This is a genomic window from Gordonia sp. KTR9 (assembly GCF_000143885.2).
In the GTDB taxonomy this organism is placed as follows: Bacteria; Actinomycetota; Actinomycetes; order Mycobacteriales; family Mycobacteriaceae; genus Gordonia.
On sequence record NC_018582.1, the window covers coordinates 41,842 to 59,439 of the forward strand.

General features: G+C 67.0%; 24 protein-coding genes and 1 pseudogene. 18 read left to right on the forward strand and 7 right to left on the reverse strand.

Features of this window, described 5'->3' with window-relative positions; translation table 11 throughout:
- The first annotated feature begins 1 nt into the window (after nucleotide 1).
- The 4 genes and pseudogenes from KTR9_RS25300 to KTR9_RS25315 form a co-directional block, all read left to right on the forward strand.
- The gene (locus KTR9_RS25300; protein ID WP_014928809.1) at nucleotides 2-490 is read left to right on the forward strand and encodes a FluC/FEX family fluoride channel; all 489 of its coding nucleotides are present in this window, start codon (nucleotides 2-4) and stop codon (nucleotides 488-490) included.
- On the forward strand, nucleotides 487-852 hold the full coding sequence (crcB, locus tag KTR9_RS25305) for a fluoride efflux transporter CrcB (RefSeq protein WP_044508622.1): 366 nt from the start codon (nucleotides 487-489) through the stop codon (nucleotides 850-852). Before KTR9_RS25300 ends, crcB begins: the two co-directional genes overlap by 4 nt.
- Before the next feature lie 9 nt (nucleotides 853-861).
- A complete protein-coding gene (locus tag KTR9_RS25310) occupies nucleotides 862-1,404 on the forward strand; it encodes a universal stress protein (RefSeq protein ID WP_014928811.1) in 543 nt (180 codons plus the stop codon).
- A gap of 268 nt (nucleotides 1,405-1,672) precedes the next feature.
- Nucleotides 1,673-2,285 (forward strand): annotated as a pseudogene (locus tag KTR9_RS25315) (transposase); the annotation flags it as partial.
- Here the strand turns inward: KTR9_RS25315 and KTR9_RS25320 are convergent.
- Nucleotides 2,247-2,609, reverse strand: a complete 363-nt coding sequence (locus KTR9_RS25320; protein ID WP_014928813.1) for an Rv2640c family ArsR-like transcriptional regulator — start codon at nucleotides 2,607-2,609, stop codon at nucleotides 2,247-2,249. The pseudogene KTR9_RS25315 and the gene KTR9_RS25320 sit on opposite strands and share 39 nt — an antisense overlap.
- A gap of 99 nt (nucleotides 2,610-2,708) precedes the next feature.
- Here KTR9_RS25320 and KTR9_RS25325 point away from each other — a divergent pair, with 99 nt between their 5' ends.
- On the forward strand, nucleotides 2,709-3,194 hold the full coding sequence (locus KTR9_RS25325) for an ArsI/CadI family heavy metal resistance metalloenzyme (protein ID WP_193363307.1): 486 nt from the start codon (nucleotides 2,709-2,711) through the stop codon (nucleotides 3,192-3,194).
- A gap of 23 nt (nucleotides 3,195-3,217) precedes the next feature.
- Here KTR9_RS25325 and KTR9_RS25330 read toward each other — a convergent pair whose 3' ends face one another.
- The 5 genes from KTR9_RS25330 to KTR9_RS25350 are packed head-to-tail and all read right to left on the reverse strand — an operon-like array spanning nucleotide 3,218 to nucleotide 6,230.
- The gene (locus KTR9_RS25330) at nucleotides 3,218-3,628 is read right to left on the reverse strand and encodes an arsenate-mycothiol transferase ArsC (protein ID WP_014928815.1); all 411 of its coding nucleotides are present in this window, start codon (nucleotides 3,626-3,628) and stop codon (nucleotides 3,218-3,220) included.
- On the reverse strand, nucleotides 3,625-4,050 hold the full coding sequence (locus KTR9_RS25335) for an arsenate reductase ArsC (protein ID WP_044508625.1): 426 nt from the start codon (nucleotides 4,048-4,050) through the stop codon (nucleotides 3,625-3,627). Before KTR9_RS25335 ends, KTR9_RS25330 begins: the two co-directional genes overlap by 4 nt.
- 41 nt (nucleotides 4,051-4,091) lie before the next feature.
- Nucleotides 4,092-4,775, reverse strand: coding sequence for an arsenate reductase ArsC (locus KTR9_RS25340; RefSeq protein ID WP_014928817.1), 684 nt, complete (start codon nucleotides 4,773-4,775; stop codon nucleotides 4,092-4,094).
- Complete coding sequence (gene arsB / locus KTR9_RS25345) at nucleotides 4,768-5,871, reverse strand: ACR3 family arsenite efflux transporter (protein ID WP_014928818.1); 1,104 nt, start codon at nucleotides 5,869-5,871, stop codon at nucleotides 4,768-4,770. The genes KTR9_RS25340 and arsB overlap by 8 nt, the downstream gene beginning before the upstream one ends.
- Complete coding sequence (locus KTR9_RS25350) at nucleotides 5,868-6,230, reverse strand: ArsR/SmtB family transcription factor (RefSeq protein ID WP_044508627.1); 363 nt, start codon at nucleotides 6,228-6,230, stop codon at nucleotides 5,868-5,870. Before KTR9_RS25350 ends, arsB begins: the two co-directional genes overlap by 4 nt.
- Nucleotides 6,231-6,651: 421 nt before the next feature.
- Here KTR9_RS25350 and KTR9_RS25355 point away from each other — a divergent pair, with 421 nt between their 5' ends.
- From KTR9_RS25355 to KTR9_RS25395, 11 genes are all read left to right on the forward strand, one after another.
- Nucleotides 6,652-7,224 (forward strand): LPD29 domain-containing protein, encoded by a 573-nt coding sequence (locus tag KTR9_RS25355; protein ID WP_044508629.1) that lies wholly within the window; start codon nucleotides 6,652-6,654, stop codon nucleotides 7,222-7,224.
- Nucleotides 7,225-7,258: 34 nt separating this feature from the next.
- Complete coding sequence (locus tag KTR9_RS25360; protein WP_014928821.1) at nucleotides 7,259-8,269, forward strand: DUF3560 domain-containing protein; 1,011 nt, start codon at nucleotides 7,259-7,261, stop codon at nucleotides 8,267-8,269.
- Nucleotides 8,270-9,124: 855 nt separating this feature from the next.
- Nucleotides 9,125-9,367 (forward strand): glutaredoxin-like protein NrdH, encoded by a 243-nt coding sequence (nrdH, locus tag KTR9_RS25365; protein ID WP_014928822.1) that lies wholly within the window; start codon nucleotides 9,125-9,127, stop codon nucleotides 9,365-9,367.
- A gap of 20 nt (nucleotides 9,368-9,387) precedes the next feature.
- Nucleotides 9,388-9,558 (forward strand): hypothetical protein, encoded by a 171-nt coding sequence (locus KTR9_RS27790; RefSeq protein WP_014928823.1) that lies wholly within the window; start codon nucleotides 9,388-9,390, stop codon nucleotides 9,556-9,558.
- 26 nt (nucleotides 9,559-9,584) lie between these two features.
- A complete protein-coding gene (locus KTR9_RS25370; protein WP_014928824.1) occupies nucleotides 9,585-10,274 on the forward strand; it encodes a hypothetical protein in 690 nt (229 codons plus the stop codon).
- Between the two features lie 18 nt (nucleotides 10,275-10,292).
- Entirely contained in the window at nucleotides 10,293-10,784 is a 492-nt protein-coding gene (locus KTR9_RS25375) for a hypothetical protein (RefSeq protein ID WP_044508630.1), read from the forward strand.
- A gap of 48 nt (nucleotides 10,785-10,832) precedes the next feature.
- Nucleotides 10,833-11,027: a hypothetical protein gene (locus tag KTR9_RS25380; RefSeq protein WP_044508632.1), complete on the forward strand. Its 195-nt coding sequence runs from the start codon at nucleotides 10,833-10,835 to the stop codon at nucleotides 11,025-11,027.
- A gap of 25 nt (nucleotides 11,028-11,052) precedes the next feature.
- Nucleotides 11,053-11,226: a hypothetical protein gene (locus tag KTR9_RS27655; RefSeq protein ID WP_158409767.1), complete on the forward strand. Its 174-nt coding sequence runs from the start codon at nucleotides 11,053-11,055 to the stop codon at nucleotides 11,224-11,226.
- A gap of 29 nt (nucleotides 11,227-11,255) precedes the next feature.
- Nucleotides 11,256-11,507 carry a hypothetical protein gene (locus KTR9_RS25385; RefSeq protein WP_044508634.1) on the forward strand — a complete coding sequence of 84 codons (252 nt, stop codon included), beginning with the start codon at nucleotides 11,256-11,258 and terminating at the stop codon, nucleotides 11,505-11,507.
- Nucleotides 11,508-11,533: 26 nt separating this feature from the next.
- Nucleotides 11,534-11,728, forward strand: coding sequence for an antitoxin VbhA family protein (locus KTR9_RS25390; RefSeq protein WP_083889043.1), 195 nt, complete (start codon nucleotides 11,534-11,536; stop codon nucleotides 11,726-11,728).
- Between the two features lie 10 nt (nucleotides 11,729-11,738).
- Nucleotides 11,739-12,608, forward strand: coding sequence for a Fic/DOC family protein (locus KTR9_RS25395; protein ID WP_014928828.1), 870 nt, complete (start codon nucleotides 11,739-11,741; stop codon nucleotides 12,606-12,608).
- A gap of 22 nt (nucleotides 12,609-12,630) precedes the next feature.
- On the opposite strand, the gene KTR9_RS26625 is transcribed toward KTR9_RS25395, so the two are convergent.
- Nucleotides 12,631-14,616, reverse strand: a complete 1,986-nt coding sequence (locus KTR9_RS26625) for an SIR2 family protein (RefSeq protein ID WP_014928829.1) — start codon at nucleotides 14,614-14,616, stop codon at nucleotides 12,631-12,633.
- A gap of 404 nt (nucleotides 14,617-15,020) precedes the next feature.
- On the opposite strand from KTR9_RS26625, the gene KTR9_RS25405 reads away from it, so the two are divergent.
- Both KTR9_RS25405 and KTR9_RS25410 read left to right on the forward strand, forming a co-directional pair.
- A complete protein-coding gene (locus KTR9_RS25405; RefSeq protein ID WP_014928830.1) occupies nucleotides 15,021-15,518 on the forward strand; it encodes a plasmid mobilization protein in 498 nt (165 codons plus the stop codon).
- Nucleotides 15,519-15,569: 51 nt separating this feature from the next.
- Entirely contained in the window at nucleotides 15,570-17,582 is a 2,013-nt protein-coding gene (locus KTR9_RS25410) for a relaxase/mobilization nuclease domain-containing protein (RefSeq protein ID WP_238554171.1), read from the forward strand.
- The last annotated feature ends 16 nt before the right edge of the window (nucleotides 17,583-17,598 follow it).

Sequence of the window (17,598 nt, forward strand, 5' to 3'; positions counted from 1 at the left end):
TGTGAACGACCGACATGATCCCGCCTCGCCGTTGTCGATCGACCCCGACAGTCCCCCGCTGCCCGCCGCCACACCCCTGCATTTCAGTCCCGCCGCGGTCGCCGCGGTCGCCGCAGGCGGTGTGGCTGGTACGTGGCTGCGGTATCAACTCGGCGTCTGGTTTCCCCACACGGCGGGCACGTGGCCGGCTACGACGTTCGTCATCAACATCGGCGGCGCGTTCCTCCTCGGTCTCCTCCTCGAAGCGTTGAGCAGGCTCGGGCCCGACACCCGCTGGCGGCAACGGGCTCGCCTGGCGGGGGGGACCGGCCTGCTGGGCACATTCACCACCTACAGTGCCCTCGCAGTTGACACCACCGAACTCTTGCGCGACCAGCTCACCGCCGCAGCGGTGGCCTATGCGTTAGGCACCGTCGTCGCCGGCGTGGTTGCTGCGGTCGCCGGTATCGCGGTCGGAGCGCGTGTACGCGGCTCGGAGGAGAGGCGGTGACGCCGTTGTGGATTGTGCTGTCCGGAAGCTTCGGCGCCGTGAGCAGGTTCGTCCTCGACGGTGTAGTCAGAACGCGTATTCGCGGCGAGTTTCCCTGGGCGACGTCGCTGATCAACGTGACCGGATCGCTAATCCTTGGATTCGTCACAGGTCTCGTGCTTTTCCACGGCGCGCCCGACGACGTGCAGCTGATCGTCGGTGTCGGATTCTGCGGCGGCTACACCACATTCAGTACGGCGAGTTTCGAAACGGTGCAACTGATCCAGCGCGGACGCTACGGGGCCGGCGCGGTGAACGCTTTCGGTTCGTTGGCTGTCACTATCGCCGCGGGCGGCGCGGGCCTCGCACTCGCTGGTCTATGAGGAGGCGCGATGACCGACCACCATCACCATCAGACGGACCCGACGGACCCGCCACCGCGGGAAAAGCTGCGGGACTGGCGAAGCCCCCTATACGTGGACGGTCCCAGTGCCGGTGAACCCGACTGCCATTTGGTCGTCGGCTTCGATCGACATCCCGCCAGCCACACCGCGTTGACGTACGCGATTAACCTCGCCGCACGCCTCGACGGATACCTGCACGTCGCGCACATCGTCGACAACGACGATCTGCCGATCGACCCGGACAGCGACGATTGGGAACAACGCATCGCCGATGCCGTCGAATCCGAACGCGTCGATGCCTGCACTATATTGGCCGAGAGCCGCGGGAACTGGACCTACTACTCGCGGGAAGGAACACCTTCCCACCTGCTGACCGCCATCGCAGACGCCAATGACGCTCTGATGATCGTTATCGGCGCTTCCCGCGGCGGCGTCATGTCGCTGATGGAGCGTTTCCTTGGCGAATCGGTGTCCTCCGCCCTGGTCCATCACGCCCGGCGTCCGGTGTTGCTGGTGCCCGCCGCGCACTGACCGCCGCAGCGATGGATACCGACGACACCGGTCGCGAGGACGCTCAGAATCGGCGATGGCTCACCCCCGGCGTCCTTGGCATCGGTGCCTCGCTGTTCAGCGACTCGAGCAGCGATACGCCGGAGGATCATCCAGGGCCGCGTACTCAGATGGGCAGTCACAACAGCTCACTTTGCCACGAGTGCTCCTGTGGCGTGGCACTTGGCTAGCGGGCGAGTTCGTAAGCTGTCTGCAGTCGTCGCACGTGCTCTCGGGCCTGGTGCAGCTCGCGGCCGGGCAGACCGTCGTCCTGCCCGGAGAGGAGGCAGCGACCGCTCGCCTGGTGACCGCAGCGGCAGCCTCTCTGACTCTGCTCACGCGCCAGATCGCCGACGTAGACAAACAGATCGCCGAGGCTACGGGTCGGCGCCGCCACGCTCGCATATCGCAGTCGGTCCCGGGTATCGGGACGATCGGAAGTGTCGAACTGATTTCCTACACCGGGGGTGACCTCGAATCCTTCGGATCAGCAGCCAAACTTGCCGCATACGCCGGACTCGCCCCAGTGCTCCATGACTCCGGAAACCGGCATGGAGTCCTTCGACGACCGCAGCGCTATCACCGCGGACTACGCAAGGTCTTCTACATGGCCGCCCTCAGCAGCGCCCAGTGCGACGGCCCGTCGCGCGAGTTCTACCAACGTAAGCGCACTGAGAAACGCTCACACGGCCACGCCCTCATTGCACTGGCGAGACGGCTGGTAGACGTCGTGTGCGCTGATCCGCGACAACCGAGAATGGACACCCACGCCGAACCCACGCTTAGCGTCAACGGCCGCCTGGGCTATCGCCGACGGTGCCGGTTCAGCAGCACCCTGTGGTGGCGCTGAGAACGCTGCGTAGCGCTTCCAATGACTCTGGCCGTGCGTGGTAGTAGACGTTCATTCCTCGTCGGTCAGGTGCGACCATGCCGGCCTTGCGGAGTTGCCCCAGGTGGTGGCTTGTGGTGGCTTCGGTGAGGCCGACCGCGGTCGCGAGGTCGCAGGTGCAGATCCCGTTCCCGGTGTCGGCGAGCAGGATCGAGACGAGTTTGATCCGGACGGGATCGGCCAGCGCCTTGAGCCGCAGAGCGATTTCTAGGGCGGTGTCGTCATCGAGCGGGGCCGCGGATACCGGCGCGCAGCAGATCGGGGCACTGATGTCGACCATCGGCAAGGTCTTCGGCATGACCCAACCCTACCCTCGTCCTTGACATATGTCGAAAAGGTGGGCACCCTGCATGGTGACCGTAGTTCGATATATGTCTCACAGGTGAAGGTGATGGTCATGTCCCGTATGCAGCTCGCGCTCAATGTCGATGATCTCGATACCGCGATCGAGTTCTACTCCAAGCTGTTCAGCACCACCCCGGCCAAGCGCAAGCCGGGATACGCCAACTTCGCGATCGTCGAGCCGCCACTGAAGCTGGTCCTGCTGGAGAATCCCGGCCAGGGCGGCACGATCAACCATCTCGGCGTCGAGGTGGAGTCCAGCGAGAAGGTGCACGCTGAGATCGCCCGCCTGTCCGGCGAGGGCCTGTTCACGCAGGAGGAGATCAACTCCACCTGTTGTTTCGCGACGCAGGACAAGGTGTGGGTGACCGGGCCGGCGAAGGAGAAGTGGGAGGTCTACACCGTGCTGGCTGATTCCGACACTTTCGGCACCAGCCCGAAAGTGTTGGAGCAGAACGCTGTTGATGGCGCCGAGCAGGGTTCGGTGTGCTGCGGCGGCAACGCCGCCGAACCGGCTCAGGAGCGCACGGCCTGCTGCTGAGGGGTCGCGGCTCGCGCTCTCGCCTACCGTGCGATGCGGTCGGCGAGGGTGCGGATCCGGTTGGTGATGTCGTCGCGGATCAGCCGCATCCGTTCGATACCGTCGATGCCCCGTTCGGAGGGTTCGTCGGTGTTCCACACCTCGAGGGCGACGCCGTCGGGTGGGGTGACGTCGGCGGTGCCGACCACCACGACGAGGTCCGCAGCTTGCATTAGGTCGTCGGTCAGTTGGCGCGGTTGATGTCCGGCGACGTCGGCGCCGACTTCGGCGAGTACCTGGGCGGACAGCTCGTTGACCTGGCCGCCGATTTTCGCGCTGGTGCCGGCCGAGGACGGGGTGATCCGGTCGGTGACTGTCGGTGTGAGGTGTTCGGCCATCACCGATTTGCCGCGGTTGGACACGCACACGAACAGCACCTGCGGTGGTGTGCTCACTGGCCGACCTGCTGATCGGCGGGTACCAGTTCGTTGAGCAGGTCCGCGACGAGTCCGCGGATCTGATCGCGGATCGGGCGGACCGCGTCGATGCCTTGGCCGGCTGGGTCGTCGAGGGCCCAGTCCCGGTAGCTGACGCCGGGGAACACCGGGCATGCATCGCCACAGCCCATGGTGATCACCACGTCGGAGGATTCGACGGTGTCGGGGGTGAAGATTCTCGGTGACTGTGCGGAGATGTCGATACCGGCTTCGGCCATCGCCTCGACAGCGGCCGGGTTGATCGAGTCAGCTGGGGCTGATCCGGCGGAGCGGACCTCGACCCTGCCCTGGCTCAAGGCGGTGAGGAAGCCTGCGGCCATCTGCGATCGGCCAGCGTTGTGGACACACACAAACAGCACACTAGGCCGAGAGGAAGACATGAGACACAAGCCCTTTCAGCTGTGAAGGAACATCAGATACGTCACACACGTTCGGTGGTGAGTTCGGTGAGAAGAGCACGAACTCGGGCGTCAAGGTCGTCGCGGATCGCGCGAACCTCGTCGAGGGGACGGCCCTGGGGGTCTGAGACCGTCCAGTCCAGATAGCGTTTGCCGGGATAGATCGCGCACGCGTCGCCGCAGCCCATCGACACCACCACGTCGGCGGCGGCGACTACATCGTCGGTGAGCGGTTTGGGGTACTGCGTGCCCAAGTCGACGCCGATCTCGGTCATTGCTTCGACGACGGTCGGGTTGATCGAGTGCGCGGGTGCCGATCCGGCTGAGCGCACGTGTACCCGCCCGGCCGCGTGGTGGGTCAACAATCCGGCGGCCATCTGCGAGCGGCCGGCGTTCTGCACGCAGACGAAGAGAACCTCGGGCACATCCTTGGGTACCGCCCCCGCCGCCTGGGCCAGGGCGCGTAACCGATCAGCCGCGAATCGTCCCGCCAAGGTCGTCAGATGTGCGTGCACCCGGGAGGTGCGCCGTAACGCGGTGTAGGACTCAAACACACAGCGTTCCACCGTCTGGCGAGACACCACACCCTCGTACTTGGCGGCCAGGTCAGCGGCAGTGCGGGCGAGCACGGTATGGGGCATCAACAGCTCGGGTTGGGCGCGGTGTTCGCCGCGACTCAGTTGCCCGTTCAACACATTCTCAGGCATCGGGAACGGGCTCCTTCGATACATCTGGGCTGGAGGCGGTGGTCGGGCTGGTGAAGCGTTTCCGCAGTGCCAGGGACACGTAGACGAGGGCAACGAGGACGGGCACTTCGATGAGTGGGCCGATGACTCCGGCCAGGGCCTGGCCGGAGGTTGCACCGTAGGTGGCGATCGCGACGGCTATCGCGAGTTCGAAGTTGTTGCCGGCGGCGGTGAACGCGAGCGTGGTGGTGCGTTCGTAACCGAGCCCCATCGCGGCGCCGAGGACGAATCCGCCGCCCCACATAACCGCGAAGTAGATCAGCAGCGGGAGCGCGATCCGCACGACGTCCCAGGGTTGCGAGGTGATCTGTTCGCCCTGTAAGGCGAACAGGATGACGATGGTGAAGAGCAGCCCGTAGAGGGCCCACGGACCGAGTCGCGGGAGGAACGAGGATTCGTACCAGTCGCGGCCTTTGGTTCGCTCGCCGATGCGGCGGGTCAAATAGCCGGCGACCAGGGGGATTCCGAGGAAGATCAGGACCGATTTCGCGATCTGCCACGGCGAGGTGTCGATGGTGGTCTGTTCCAGGCCGAGCCATCCGGGTAGCACCGAGAGGTAGAACCAGCCCAGCACGGCGAACATGATTACCTGGAACACCGAGTTGAGTGCGACGAGGACGGCCGCGGCTTCGCGGTCGCCGCAGGCCAGGTCGTTCCAGATGATGACCATCGCGATGCATCGGGCCAGACCGACGATGATCAGTCCGGTCCGGTACTCCGGTAGGTCGGGGAGCAGGAGCCAGGCCAGCGCGAACATCAACGCGGGTCCGACGATCCAGTTCAGCAGCAGCGATCCCAGCAGCAGGCGACGATCGCCGGTGACCGAGTCGAGTCGGTCGTAGCGCACCTTGGCCAGCACCGGATACATCATGATCAGCAGTCCGAGGGCGATCGGCAGCGAGATGCCGTCGAGTTCGACCGCCGCCAAAGTGTCACCCAGGCCGGGGACGACTCGACCGAGCAGCAGTCCGGCGACCATCGCGGCGCCGATCCACACCGGCAGAAACCGGTCCAGCGTCGACAACTTGCCCGCGACCGCGGTGTCGGTGGCGGTCACTGGTCCGCCTCACACGACCGCGTTTCCCCCACGACCGTGGCGAGATCCCGCAGCAGGTCCGACAGTTGTTGCAGCGCTTCGGTGTTCACGCGGTAGTACACCCAGGTCGCGCGGCGCTCGCTGGTCACCAGACCCGCCTGGCGCAGCACCTTCAGGTGATGCGAGATCGTCGGCTGCGACAGCTCGAACGGTCCCGAGATGTCGCACACGCACGCCTCGCCGCCCGGATGCGCAGCGACCTCCGACAGCAACCGCAGCCGAACCGGATCCGCAAGCGCCTTCAGCAGTGGGGTGACAGCCCCGGTCTCGACGCTACTGAGGCCGCGGCCCGGTGGCAGCAGGAGATTCTTATTCGACACACGTAAATATTGACACACATCGATGCAGGCGACAAGACGACTGATCTCGACGAAGCGGGCTTGCCTTCCCGCATTGAGATCCACGTCTGCCTGGTTGCGTCCGGTGTGCCCGCGTTCCCGAAATGAGGTCACCGAACGCGACTGGTCGCGGTCTGTCTGCCGGCTGCGCCGTCACCTGATCGGAAGCGGCTACGCCGCGCCCCGGGCCCTTCGGGCTGAGTTGGTTTGCGTTGCCCCGCTCATTCTCTTACCGCCACTCCCGTGCCGCAAGGGCGCACAGCGAAAAACTAATCCGCCCTACGGGTTACAGGCCTCCGGCCCGGATGACTTTTGTCGCTGTGACCCTGGCGGCCCACTCGCGTCGGCGAAGAGATGGCCGGTGCAAACGCAAACCAGCACTCACAACGGGAAGGGGTCACCAATGACCGTCAGCTACAGCACCAAAGAGACCGCCGCCATCATGCGCAAGACCCTGCGGGCGAGCTGGCCCGGCGTGAAGTTCTCCGTACGCCAGGGCCGGGGCACCGGCTCGGCCTGGATCGGCGTCTCGTGGACCGACGGCCCCCGCGAATCCGAGGTCAAGGCGGTGGTCGACGGCTTCCGGTCCGCCTCGTTCAACGGCATGACCGACAGCTACGACACCCTGCCCGACCGACTCGTGGCCATCAGCACCGACCAGCTGCCCGAGATGGTCCGCTACGGCTGCGACGGCGTGAACGTCGAACGCCACTACTCCCCCGCCGCCGTCCAAACCGTCACCCGCGAACTCCTCGCCGACAACGACCACCTCGCCGAGCTCCTGGCCGCCGTCGACGTCACCACCCTCGACTACAACCGCCTGCACAGCGGCCAGTTCTGCCTCCTCGCCTTGCCCGAGGATCGCGGCCTAACCCACCGAGGCGAACACATCTCCACCTACCGCATCAACGACGCCGGAACCGCCATCGCCGCCGCGCTGCGCCTGACCGACCTCACCACCCACACCACCGCCTAACCCTCACCCACCACACCGAAGGAGAAACCACGCCATGACCGAGATCACGATCACCCACACCGCCGCCGACGGCACCCTCGCCGACGGCATGATCCGAGGTGACGGCACCTACGAACTGTTGAAGGCGAACGGGTTTCGCTGGTTTCGTTCGCTCGGCCTGATGGGCATTCAGTCCAGCCGTGACCGCCAGCCCAACGAGCACAAGATCAGCCGCGCCGCCCGCGCGTTGGAGGAGGCCGGCCACACCGTCACCGTCGAGATCGACCGCAGCCACCGCGACCCCGCCCAGGCCGAAGCCGACCGAGCCGCGCGTCAGGCCGAGCGTGTCGCCGCACTCGAGAACAAGGCCGGCCGCCGCGCCGCCGACGCCGAGGCCGCCTGGTCGGCCGAGCAACGCGCCACCGAGGCGCTGCCCCCAGGCGGAGAGCCGGTCAAGGTCGGCCACCATAGCGAAGGCCGGCACCGCCGCGCGATCGACCGGGCACACACTGCCCTCGGTAAAGCCGTCGCTGCCGACCGCGACGCCGACCACGCCTCCCAACGTGCCGAATCCGCCGCCCGCACGACCGAACTCCGGTACAGCCCGGTCACCGTGGCGAACCGGATCCAGAAACTCGAAGCCGAGCAGCGCGCCGATCAGCGCGCCCTCGACGGGCACACCCGAACCCTGTTCACCGACGGCCGAGGCGTCAAGCACACCGAGAAGACCACCGCCGCCACCGGTGAGTACCGCGACCGCATCATTGCCCGCATGGCCGAACGCGCCGCGAACATCACTTACTGGACAGACGTGCGTACCGCCCAGATCGCCGACGGCCAGGCCGGCGACTACAGTCCCGACACCATCACCGCCGGTGACCTGGTCAAGATCCGTCACCACGGATGGACGCCCGTGCTGCGCACCAACACAAAGACTGTCAGCGTCGAAACACCGGCACCGTTCGGCGGCCGCATGATCCGCCACACCGTGCCCTACCCCGAACTCCAAGGCCACCGCCGCGCCGACGCGGCCGCCGAGAGCGCCGAGGACGCCGCCACGGCCTGACTTCCGAGCCCGGGCCCACCCCGCGCAGGCGGGGCGGGTCCGGTGCTTCGGGCATCGAACCGCCAAGCACCGCAGGCGCTTCGCGCCACGCCCACCGCCCAGCGTGCCCACCCCCGCGAGTGGCACACCCCACACCGTGCATCCGCAGACAGCACACCACTGCGCTTGCTAACGTGTTGCTCGCGAATCACTGTGTTGCCACATCAACCATGACTCGCCCCTTCCAGGACGGAAGGGGAGGGCGCGAGCTCCCCCCAGAACGCCGCACATTCCCCTCCCCTTCCCTCCCTGCCCCTGGCGGCGCTCCACCGTGTCCCCAGGGGTCTCGTCGAGCGCGGACAGCAAACCCGATCTTTGCTATCGTGGCCGAGCGGACCTACCGGGCGTTGCCACACAACCTCACCAGGCCCGCACCTCACAGGACGGAAAGGGCAGGGGTGCGAACTCCCCCGATGTGCACACCCCTACCCTTTCCCCTGTCCTGACCCACATTTCAGACACACCCGCTGCCCAGTGGCCAGGTGTGACATCGGTGGCCCACCGCCGGGGCTTTGCCTGACCTGCCGAATTGTCATGGCGCCCAACCGGACCGCGTCAATTCCGCTTCGGCAACAACTCGCCACGCGCTCTGCCTCGCTGGCGCTCGGCGCCGCTTATTTCGCGGCGACTTCTTCCCTGCACTTCATTGACCCACCCCGCCTGGGCGTATGGGCGGCAGATATCAGGGAAAGCACCACCACCAGACACCCTGAAAACATCCTGTGAACAGCGAAAACGGTTGCACGACACCATAATACGCGATACAATAGATGCACAGACAAGCACTCGCGACGACACCAGAGAAGGGCCGACGCCATGAGCGAGAACACCACGATCACCGTCTACACCAAGCCCGCATGCGTGCAGTGCAACGCCACCTACAAAGCCCTCGACAAGCAGGGCCTTGACTACCAGGTGGTCGACATCAGCACCGACGACACTGCACGCGACTACGTGATGAGCCTGGGTTACCTGCAAGCCCCCGTTGTCGTTGCCGGAGACGAACACTGGTCCGGATTCCGCCCCGACCGGGTCAAGGCACTCGCGGTCGCCGCATGAAGAGAACAGGAGTCCTCGTCATGACCAACACCACCGATTACGCGCAGCGTGCCGTGGCCTACTGGGCGAAGTCTGAACGCGCCTACGCCGAGGGTGATCCCCGCTACGGCGACGAGCTCGCCGAACTGGCCGCCCAATGCGAACAGTGGGCACACGAAGACCTCACCGGCGTCCGTAGCGACGTCGCCTAACCACTGAGACGACAAGGAGACAGCAGGTGATCGCCATGGCCGAGAACCCCGAGGTCGCACCCGTTGATGTGCCGCAACCGCCGGCCACCGCGATCGAACCGCTGCCCGAACTGGAAACCGTTGCCAGCGGTGACGACCTCACCCTCACCGGAGCTGTCGGAGAGGACACCGCCGAGTTCGACAACACCCTCGCCCTGGAACTGGACATGCTCACCGCATTGCTGTGGGCACCACCGGCCCGCGCCCGCCAGGTCGTCGAAGCGCTGATCGGCTCGCGCGCCGACCGCGACGCCCACACCACCACCACCACCGTCCTTCCCGCCGGCAGTGTGGTGTTCCTCAGCGCCGTGCATCAAGACGTCTTCGACACCGTCGTGACCCTGCTCGACGAAGGTAGCCCCGCCACACCCGTGCTGGTCAATGCGCGTTTAGCCGATCGAGGACAGACCACCCGCACCCGCAGCGTCATGCTCGAAATCGCCTCCCCCCGACACGGCCGCCCCGTCGCCGACAGTGCCGACCTGCCCCACCTCGCCGCCGCCCTCATCGACGGCTGGTACCGCCGCGGCTACCGCGCACTACTGGCCCGCATGACCCAAGTGACTGCCGAGCGCCCCACCGCCGAACTCGCCGGCCACTGGACGGCCCTCACCGGACACCAGCAGACCGCCGAAACCCGGTGGCTGGCCATCCGCGACACCCTCGCCCGCATCTGAAACGGAAAGAACACCGCGATGTCCGACACCAACACCATCGACACCGATGTCGACCTGTGCTGGCTATGCGGTCATCTCGCTGCCGCACACCACTCCGCTGCCGCACACCACTCCGCGGCCAACGACACCCGCGCGTGCACCCACCCCGACTGCCGATGCATGCGCGAGACCAGCCAGCCGTGGCGGCGCTGTAAGGGCACCGCGCAGCTGCTCGAAATGCAACCTACCCTGCACGACGTCGACTACCCGGACCTGCAATTCCTGCCCGGGAGTACCTGTTGGCAGGTACGTCAACCCGCGCCAATAGTCCGGGGCATCCTCGTGCTCGGCCTGGTTCCCTTCGACCTCGACGTGCTGCATGTCATGTGGGCAGACGACACCGGAACGGTGCTCGCCGAAGGCGACGACCACTACGACACCTGCTACCAGCTCGACAGCACAGGTGAACCGCCGGACAAATGGCTGTCGGAGTCCACCCTCGGCCGCCTCGGCTATCGAGCCCTCTTCTAACCGAACACCCACCGCACACGTGGCATCTGAACAGAAAGGCACGCCGCGATGACCGACGACGACCCCCACGCCCAGGACCGCGAAATCCAGGACCTCGCCGCCGACATGCGCGAGCACGGCCGCAGCTGGACAGACATCGCCCACGACCTCGCACTGCCCGAGGCCACCGTCAAACTCGCCGCCGACCAAGCCCACCAACGCGCCGCCGAAGTCGCCGCCCGCGAGCAAATCGCCCTGTTTTGACAGACCCCACTGATAGAGAGTGTCCATGCCCACGCTGATCATCCTTGGCCCCGCGATTGTGCTGTTGCTCATTGGGGTTGGACTCACCCTGTTCGGACAATGGCAGAGCAAAGTACGTGACCCCCAACCCATTTACCGGGCCGCGGCCGGTCTCGGCGTTCTCGCAATCATCTACGCTGTCATCCTCTCGTCGGTCTGACGCGAGGCCACGACAATGGAGCGCTTGCGATGACCGATTCGAGATGGATCACGCGCTGGCCGGAGCTATTCGACGGTCTCACCGACACTCAGATCCGCGGAGTAGTGCAAGCGATCGACAACAACGTTCTCGACGGTTGGTGCCCGCAACGTGAGGACATCGAGTTCCTGACTCGCGACGCGCGCGGTGAGTTCACCGACAGCGAGGCGATCGCCGAAGCGGTCGCGTTAGCTACGCGCGCACGAACTGCACACCCTGATCAGCACCGCCCGGGCACGTAGAATCACTGTTGATGAGGAGGTCTGACATGGCTGCACCGCACACCCGCCAGACGCGCACCGAGGACGAGGTCCTGGCCGCTGCTACCGCCGGCCACGTTATGGCCGGCATGCCGCCAACCGCCGCGGATGTCGACGCTGCGCGTCGTGTGCTGCGCGGTGAGTCGACGGTCGATGAGGAGTTGGCGCAGCTGCGCGATGAGTTTCGCCGACGTCGGAGCTGACGACGCGGCCGTGACATCACACGACCCCGAGGCCGGGCAGGTACCTGAGAACCTGCCCGGCCTCACTCATGCTGAGGACCTACGCGACTACGAGCGCCGTGCGGCGTACTTGCGAGTCAGCGAACTCGACGAGCATCCGGATCTGGTCACCGGCAGCTTTGACTTCGCTCACCTACAAGCCCTGCACGCCTACATCCTCCAAGACGTCTACCCGTGGGCGGGTCAACCGCGGCGCCGCGGAGAGGAGACTACGGCCATGGGCATGGTGCATTGCCGGGCGGAGTTCCTCGACGGCGAGCTGCGACGAGTGTTCACCGCGATCGACCGCCGCCGTCCGTCTGCCCGCGACCGCGACTCTGCGATTGCTACCGTCGCCGATCATTGGGGTGAGCTGACCGGAGTGCACCCATTTCGTGACGGCAACTCACGCACCCAACGGGTGTTCTTCCACCGCTACCTTCAATCAGCGGGTTGGGAGATCGACTGGCGACGCGTTGATGCGTCCGCCGTACACGCTGCCCGCCACGTCGCGATGGCCACCGTCGATTCCAGCTACCTCACCGAGGCTTTGCGCCCCGGCGTGTACCGCCTCGGACAGACGCCGCCCGGAGCGCTGAGCGCGACCGAGGGTGCACGCGACGCGCACCGCTCAGCGGACATCTTCGCCGCCATGATCGAGCACAAACGCCGCGGCGATACCGCCGCCACCTTCGGCCGTACCGCACCGCAGTCGGAGGAGAGCGCCGCGCAGCGCGCGGCTCGGATCGCCGGCCGCGGGACCTCTCGACGCTCCCCCACGTCAGGTACGCGGGCGGCGCCGAGTAGCGACCGCCGTCGCGGGGGCGGCTATGACCGAGGGTCTGAGGGCCGCGAACGCTGACCGACCTGCCCGTGCTGGGTGGTCAGGTTCGCGTTTCGTCGTCGAGCCACACTTCGTTTGGGAGGATTGCCGCCACGAGCGGCGCTCGGGTGCGGGTGTGGTGGCTGGCTTGGTCGGCGAGCTGGTCGAGGCATGCCGCCGTTGCGCGTAGTGCCACAGCGACCGCCGATGCGCGGTGCGCGGGGTAGTTGTCGTCCACGAACGTTCCGAGAGCGTCGATGAGTTCGCGGTCGGGGCGCTCGATGAGGCGTTGGGCGATGGGGCTGATCCAGCGTTCCCTACCGCCGGCGCGGTGCATGGTGTCCAGCATTTCGATGTGCGGGCGGTAGCTGGTGGCCATGGCCGCTAGCGGGCGCAGCGCCTCCACGAGTTCACCAACAGTGCGGCGGTGATGGTCGCTATCTGGGTCGTGGGAGCGGGCCGCTTGTTCGGCGGCCAGAGGCTCTGCGGCGCGGGTTTGGTGAGCGCGGAAGTGTTGGGCGGTCATGATCTGCGTGGTCATGCGGAGCACCTCGAATTCCTGCCAAAGGGTGTCGAACCGTCCCTGGCTGAGGCCGAGTGCTTCCCGCACAGTTTCGTTGAATCCGTCGCGCATGGCGGTGCGTTGCGCGCTGTCGCTGGTGTCACTGTGTTGCCGCGCCCAGTCGGTGAGGGCGAGCAGGGATCTGTTCAGTCGGTCGTCGACTGTTGTCACGGTGAAGGTCCGCACGAGGGTGTCGTAGCGGTTGCCGGCGATCGCGCCGAGGGCGGCGGCGTAGACCAGGCGGGTGGCGACCAGCGTGGGTAGTTCGAGCGCCTTGGTGTGGCCACTGGCACGGGTAACGTGTGCCCACTGCTCGATGACGGGTAGCCACCACCGATCGGTGTCGGCGGTTCCCCACCGGGCCAGGGTTGCTGTCGCGGCCACCGGCACGGTGCAACCCTCGTCGATCTGAGCTACCAGTGTGTCGTATTCGCTGCGGTCTTTGAGGTGGAACTGGGTGAGGTTGAGCGCGTCGAGTCCTTCCAGGCGGCCGGTCTCGGCGGCGAAGGTGTCGTGGGCGGTGATGGCTGGCTGTGCGCCGGCCAGCTCGCGTTTGATGCGGTCGACGATCACCGCGGCGGTCATTGGGTGACGCGCCCTGCGGGTGCGCATCGCGCTCACCGCGTCGGCTAGTCGGGGGAATGCTTCGTCGGCAGTCGCCTCGAAAGCTCGCGCACCGAGGGCGGTCGCGACTTCTCGAGCATCGCCGCGCAGCGGGCTCGGGTTGATCCATGCGGAGGTGTAGAAGGGTCGGTAGTGGCCGCGCAGTGTGTCGCGCAGGGCGTGGTCCCATTGCGCGGACCACCCGGCGATCAGAAGTCCGTGCGAGGACACGATGTCACGCAACAGCGCGTGCATGTGTGGCTTGTAGGTGCCGAGTTCGTCGTCGGTGTTGAGCATGGAGCTGGCGTCGCGGTAGCTGCCGTGCAGGTGCACCACGCAGCACTCAACGGTGTGCAGTGGTGGCAATCCTTGCGCGGCGCTGTCGGTGGCCACGACGACCGGTTCGACGCCGACTTCGCGCAGCGCCGTCTCGAAGAGGTGGTCGAAGTTCATCGTCACGATCACTCGCACGGTGCCGTCGGCGACCAGTCGCGCGATCGCCCGGTGTGCGGCGGTCGGTTCGGGTAACACCGCGGCGTCGGTGGTGTCGGCGGGTTCGAAGAACTCGCGTAGGACCGCGCCTCGCTCGTGCGGTGCCGGCGCGACCTCGGCGAGGATGCCGCCGTAGGTCAGCGGCTTGCCGAAGGTCGCGGCGAACCAGTCCTCGACCGTGTCACCGGTTAACGACTGGGCGGCCGCTTCGTCGCCGCGGACACGGCATATCCGCTGCGCGAGGTCGACCACGATCTCCCACGCGGTCGGTACCGCGTCGAAGGAGACCCCGGCGCCGGCGAGGACCGCGTACGCGCCCGGGGTGGAGTGCATCGAGAACGCCAGCGGTAGGTACGGATCGTCGGTCCCGGCACCTGCGGAGTCGGTCATGGCAGCACTCTACGAGCCTGCCCCGACACTCTCTCTTCGGCGAGGTCTGGCGGGCCGCCGGCCGGACACCGAGAGGCGACCAACCGCCCACTCCTCTGCTGTCCCCAGCCGACGTTTCGCCACCAGCCTCCGCTCGGTGGGCCGCTGTCCCAGCGGCGGAAAGCGACCACGCTGCGCGTGGACTTGGTAACCCCGCGCGCACGCGCGCTCGCAACGAAAAGCCCCGCCTCGCGGGAGCTCGCGGGAGCAAGTTATCGTTTAGATGCCCTAAACCTTGCTCACCGTCCCTGTCGTCGGTACGGTGAGGACACAGACCGGCGGTCGGCGCGGTGATCCCCACGGGTGGGGTCGCTGCGCTGGGCTGACCGGCGGACGCCGGGAACGATGCACAGAGAGGACACGCGATGGCGGAGTCAGAGAACACTCATCGCGCGTTTGGTCGTCGACGTCGCCGCAACCATCCCGGAGGCCGGGATGCGCGGATCGTGGTCAAGGTAAGCCCGGCCGAGGATGCCGAGTTGCGCAACCGCGCCGAGGAGGCGGGCATGACGGTGCAACGGCTGTTGGTCACTGGTGCCCTGTCCCCTGCCGGTGGTGCGCCGGTGAATCACGCCGAGAAGGTCGCGGCGTGGAAGGAGGCCGCCGACATCCGCAATCTGCTGTCGGGGCTGGCGGTGAACATGAATCAGATCGCGCGGCACGCTAATACCGAGCGTGCGGTGCCGGCCGATTTCGAGGCCGCCGTCGATGCGGTGCACCGGGCTTCGGATCGGGTGCGTGATGCGTTCGGTGCGGTGTTCGCGGTGTCGTTTCCCGCGACCAAGAAGCCCGACACCGACGGCGAGCGCGGCGCCACGAGTGGTCCGATCACCGCCGCCGAGGGTGAAGGCTGGTCGGTGTAGATGCCGATGATTCCGGCTATCTCTTCGGGCGCCCGGATGCAGGGTTTGGTGATGTATCTGGCCGGCCCCGGCAAGGCCAATGAGCACACCAACCCGCATGTGGTTGCTGCGTCCTCGGGTGCAGTGTTCGCTGCTGGCGGTGCCGGTGCGGAGATGCAGCGCGGGGATGCCTACGAGCTGGGTCATGCACTCGATGAGGCGCGGGTGGTGTTCGGCACCGAGGTCACCCGACGTGACACCGCCGCACTCAAAGCCGCCCAGGAGCGCGGCGTGAAAGGCAAAGCTGCGATCGCCGAGGCGACCCGCGATGAGAACGTGTGGCACTGCTCGCTGTCGTTGCCGCCAGATGCTACGGCGCTCGACGACGCGACATGGTCAGCGATCGCGCACGACTTCATGGAAGGCATGGGTTTCGACGACCCAGACGCTGCCGATGCACGCTGGGTCGCCATCCGCCACGGGGTGACCAAGAACGGCGGCGACCACATTCACATCGCCGCCTCGCGGGTGCGTGATGACGGCAGCGTGGTCGCCAAGTGGCGACCGCACCCGACCCGCGGCGGCAACGAGGGCGACTACGCTCGCGCGCAACGCGTGGCCCGTGATCTGGAATCCAAGTACGGCATGGAAATGCTGTCGAGCTACACCAAGAACATGGCAGCCCGCGGCCGCTCGCACGCCCAAGATGCCGCCACCCGCGGTGTCGACGGGGCCGAGCCGCGTATCGCTGAGGCTCCGTCGGTGATGCTGGCGCGCCGGGTTCGGGTCGCCGCCGCGGCCGCGGAGAGCGAGGCCGAGTTCGTGCGTCTGGTGCGCGCCGACGGACTGGTGATCCGCTCGGCCCGCTACGACAAGAGCGATCCGAGCGTGGTCACCGGATTCAGCGTCGGACTGCCCGCATCGGAGTACGCCAACAAACACGGCCAGCCGGTCATGCACGGCGGGAAGAAGCTCGCCGAAGACCTCTCGCTGCCCCGCCTGCGGGAGGGCTGGATCGACGACGACAAGTCCCGTGCGGATGCGCGCTCGGCGTGGGATCACGCCGACGAGCGTGCCCCCGGCACACATACCCGCCGCGACTCCGATACCCGCGCGAGTGGGCAGGAGCGCACCGCCGACACGGCGACCACTGAACGCGGCACAACCGCTCCCGGCGACGACGTTGACGTGTCCGCGCGGCTGCGCGACCTCCTCTCCCCGATCGCACGCACGGCGGCGACCGAAGCCGACTACGCGGCTGCGCTGCGCGCCCACCCCGAGCTGCTGGCGCGCCCACGCTTCGCCAAAGGCTCCACCACCGAAGTCACCGGCTACGTTGTCGCGCTGCGCCCGAGCATCGCCGCTGACGCCGACGGGAAACCGATCTGGCGCAACGCCAGCTACCTCGACGGCCTCGCGCTCAAAGACCTGCGCGACCGGTGGCCCGACAGCGAGAGCCATCGAAAGTTGGCGGCCGCAGCCTGGGCGCGCACCCGCAGCGACGCCGCGGGCACGCGGCAGGCCACCCCGGATGCTGCGCGTGGTGCGCACGAGGATGCGCGTCGGTGGGAGCGCACCGTGACCGGTGTCAGCGACAAGACCTCACGGGGCTGGCACGCCGCGGCGGCCGACACTGCTGCCGCCGTCGGTGCTGCTGCGCGCACCGCCAACCCTGCTGATGCCGTGCACCTCAACCGGCTCGCGGACTCGCTGAGTTCAGTGTCGGGGCATCGGCGCCCGACTCGCGCACCCGCGGTGCGCAGCCGCACCTCTGCGCGACGGGTCGCGGCGACCATGCTGGCCGCTGGCCGCGACGACACCACCCTGTTGTGGCTCGCCGTGATGAAGCAGGTACTGGCCACCAGCGCGGCGATCAGCGACGCCATGGCCGCCCAAGGTCACGCCCGCCAGGCCGCGCAGATTCGGGCTGCCATCGGAGCGACTGAGCGCCAGTACGCTGGTCGCGCCTACACCCCGGTGCGTGAGCCGGTGACCGCTACGCGCACCAGCGGTGGACGTCCGACCGCGGCACACACGCGACCACGAACACGAGGTGAGGACCGCGATACCGGCCGCGGCCGGTAACCCGGGTCGGCGCTGT

Excerpts from the sequence above, each read along its gene's own strand:
- KTR9_RS25310 (WP_014928811.1), top strand. The coding sequence starts at position 862 with ATGACCGACCACCATCACCATCAGACGGACCCGACGGACCCGCCACCG.
- KTR9_RS25320 (WP_014928813.1), bottom strand. The coding sequence starts at position 2,609 with ATGCCGAAGACCTTGCCGATGGTCGACATCAGTGCCCCGATCTGCTGC.
- KTR9_RS25325 (WP_193363307.1), top strand. The coding sequence starts at position 2,709 with ATGTCCCGTATGCAGCTCGCGCTCAATGTCGATGATCTCGATACCGCG.
- KTR9_RS25335 (WP_044508625.1), bottom strand. The coding sequence starts at position 4,050 with ATGTCTTCCTCTCGGCCTAGTGTGCTGTTTGTGTGTGTCCACAACGCT.
- KTR9_RS25340 (WP_014928817.1), bottom strand. The coding sequence starts at position 4,775 with ATGCCTGAGAATGTGTTGAACGGGCAACTGAGTCGCGGCGAACACCGC.
- KTR9_RS25355 (WP_044508629.1), top strand. The coding sequence starts at position 6,652 with ATGACCGTCAGCTACAGCACCAAAGAGACCGCCGCCATCATGCGCAAG.
- KTR9_RS25360 (WP_014928821.1), top strand. The coding sequence starts at position 7,259 with ATGACCGAGATCACGATCACCCACACCGCCGCCGACGGCACCCTCGCC.
- nrdH (WP_014928822.1), top strand. The coding sequence starts at position 9,125 with ATGAGCGAGAACACCACGATCACCGTCTACACCAAGCCCGCATGCGTG.
- KTR9_RS27790 (WP_014928823.1), top strand. The coding sequence starts at position 9,388 with ATGACCAACACCACCGATTACGCGCAGCGTGCCGTGGCCTACTGGGCG.
- KTR9_RS25375 (WP_044508630.1), top strand. The coding sequence starts at position 10,293 with ATGTCCGACACCAACACCATCGACACCGATGTCGACCTGTGCTGGCTA.
- KTR9_RS25380 (WP_044508632.1), top strand. The coding sequence starts at position 10,833 with ATGACCGACGACGACCCCCACGCCCAGGACCGCGAAATCCAGGACCTC.
- KTR9_RS27655 (WP_158409767.1), top strand. The coding sequence starts at position 11,053 with ATGCCCACGCTGATCATCCTTGGCCCCGCGATTGTGCTGTTGCTCATT.
- KTR9_RS25385 (WP_044508634.1), top strand. The coding sequence starts at position 11,256 with ATGACCGATTCGAGATGGATCACGCGCTGGCCGGAGCTATTCGACGGT.
- KTR9_RS25390 (WP_083889043.1), top strand. The coding sequence starts at position 11,534 with ATGGCTGCACCGCACACCCGCCAGACGCGCACCGAGGACGAGGTCCTG.
- KTR9_RS26625 (WP_014928829.1), bottom strand. The coding sequence starts at position 14,616 with ATGACCGACTCCGCAGGTGCCGGGACCGACGATCCGTACCTACCGCTG.
- KTR9_RS25405 (WP_014928830.1), top strand. The coding sequence starts at position 15,021 with ATGGCGGAGTCAGAGAACACTCATCGCGCGTTTGGTCGTCGACGTCGC.
- KTR9_RS25410 (WP_238554171.1), top strand. The coding sequence starts at position 15,570 with ATGTATCTGGCCGGCCCCGGCAAGGCCAATGAGCACACCAACCCGCAT.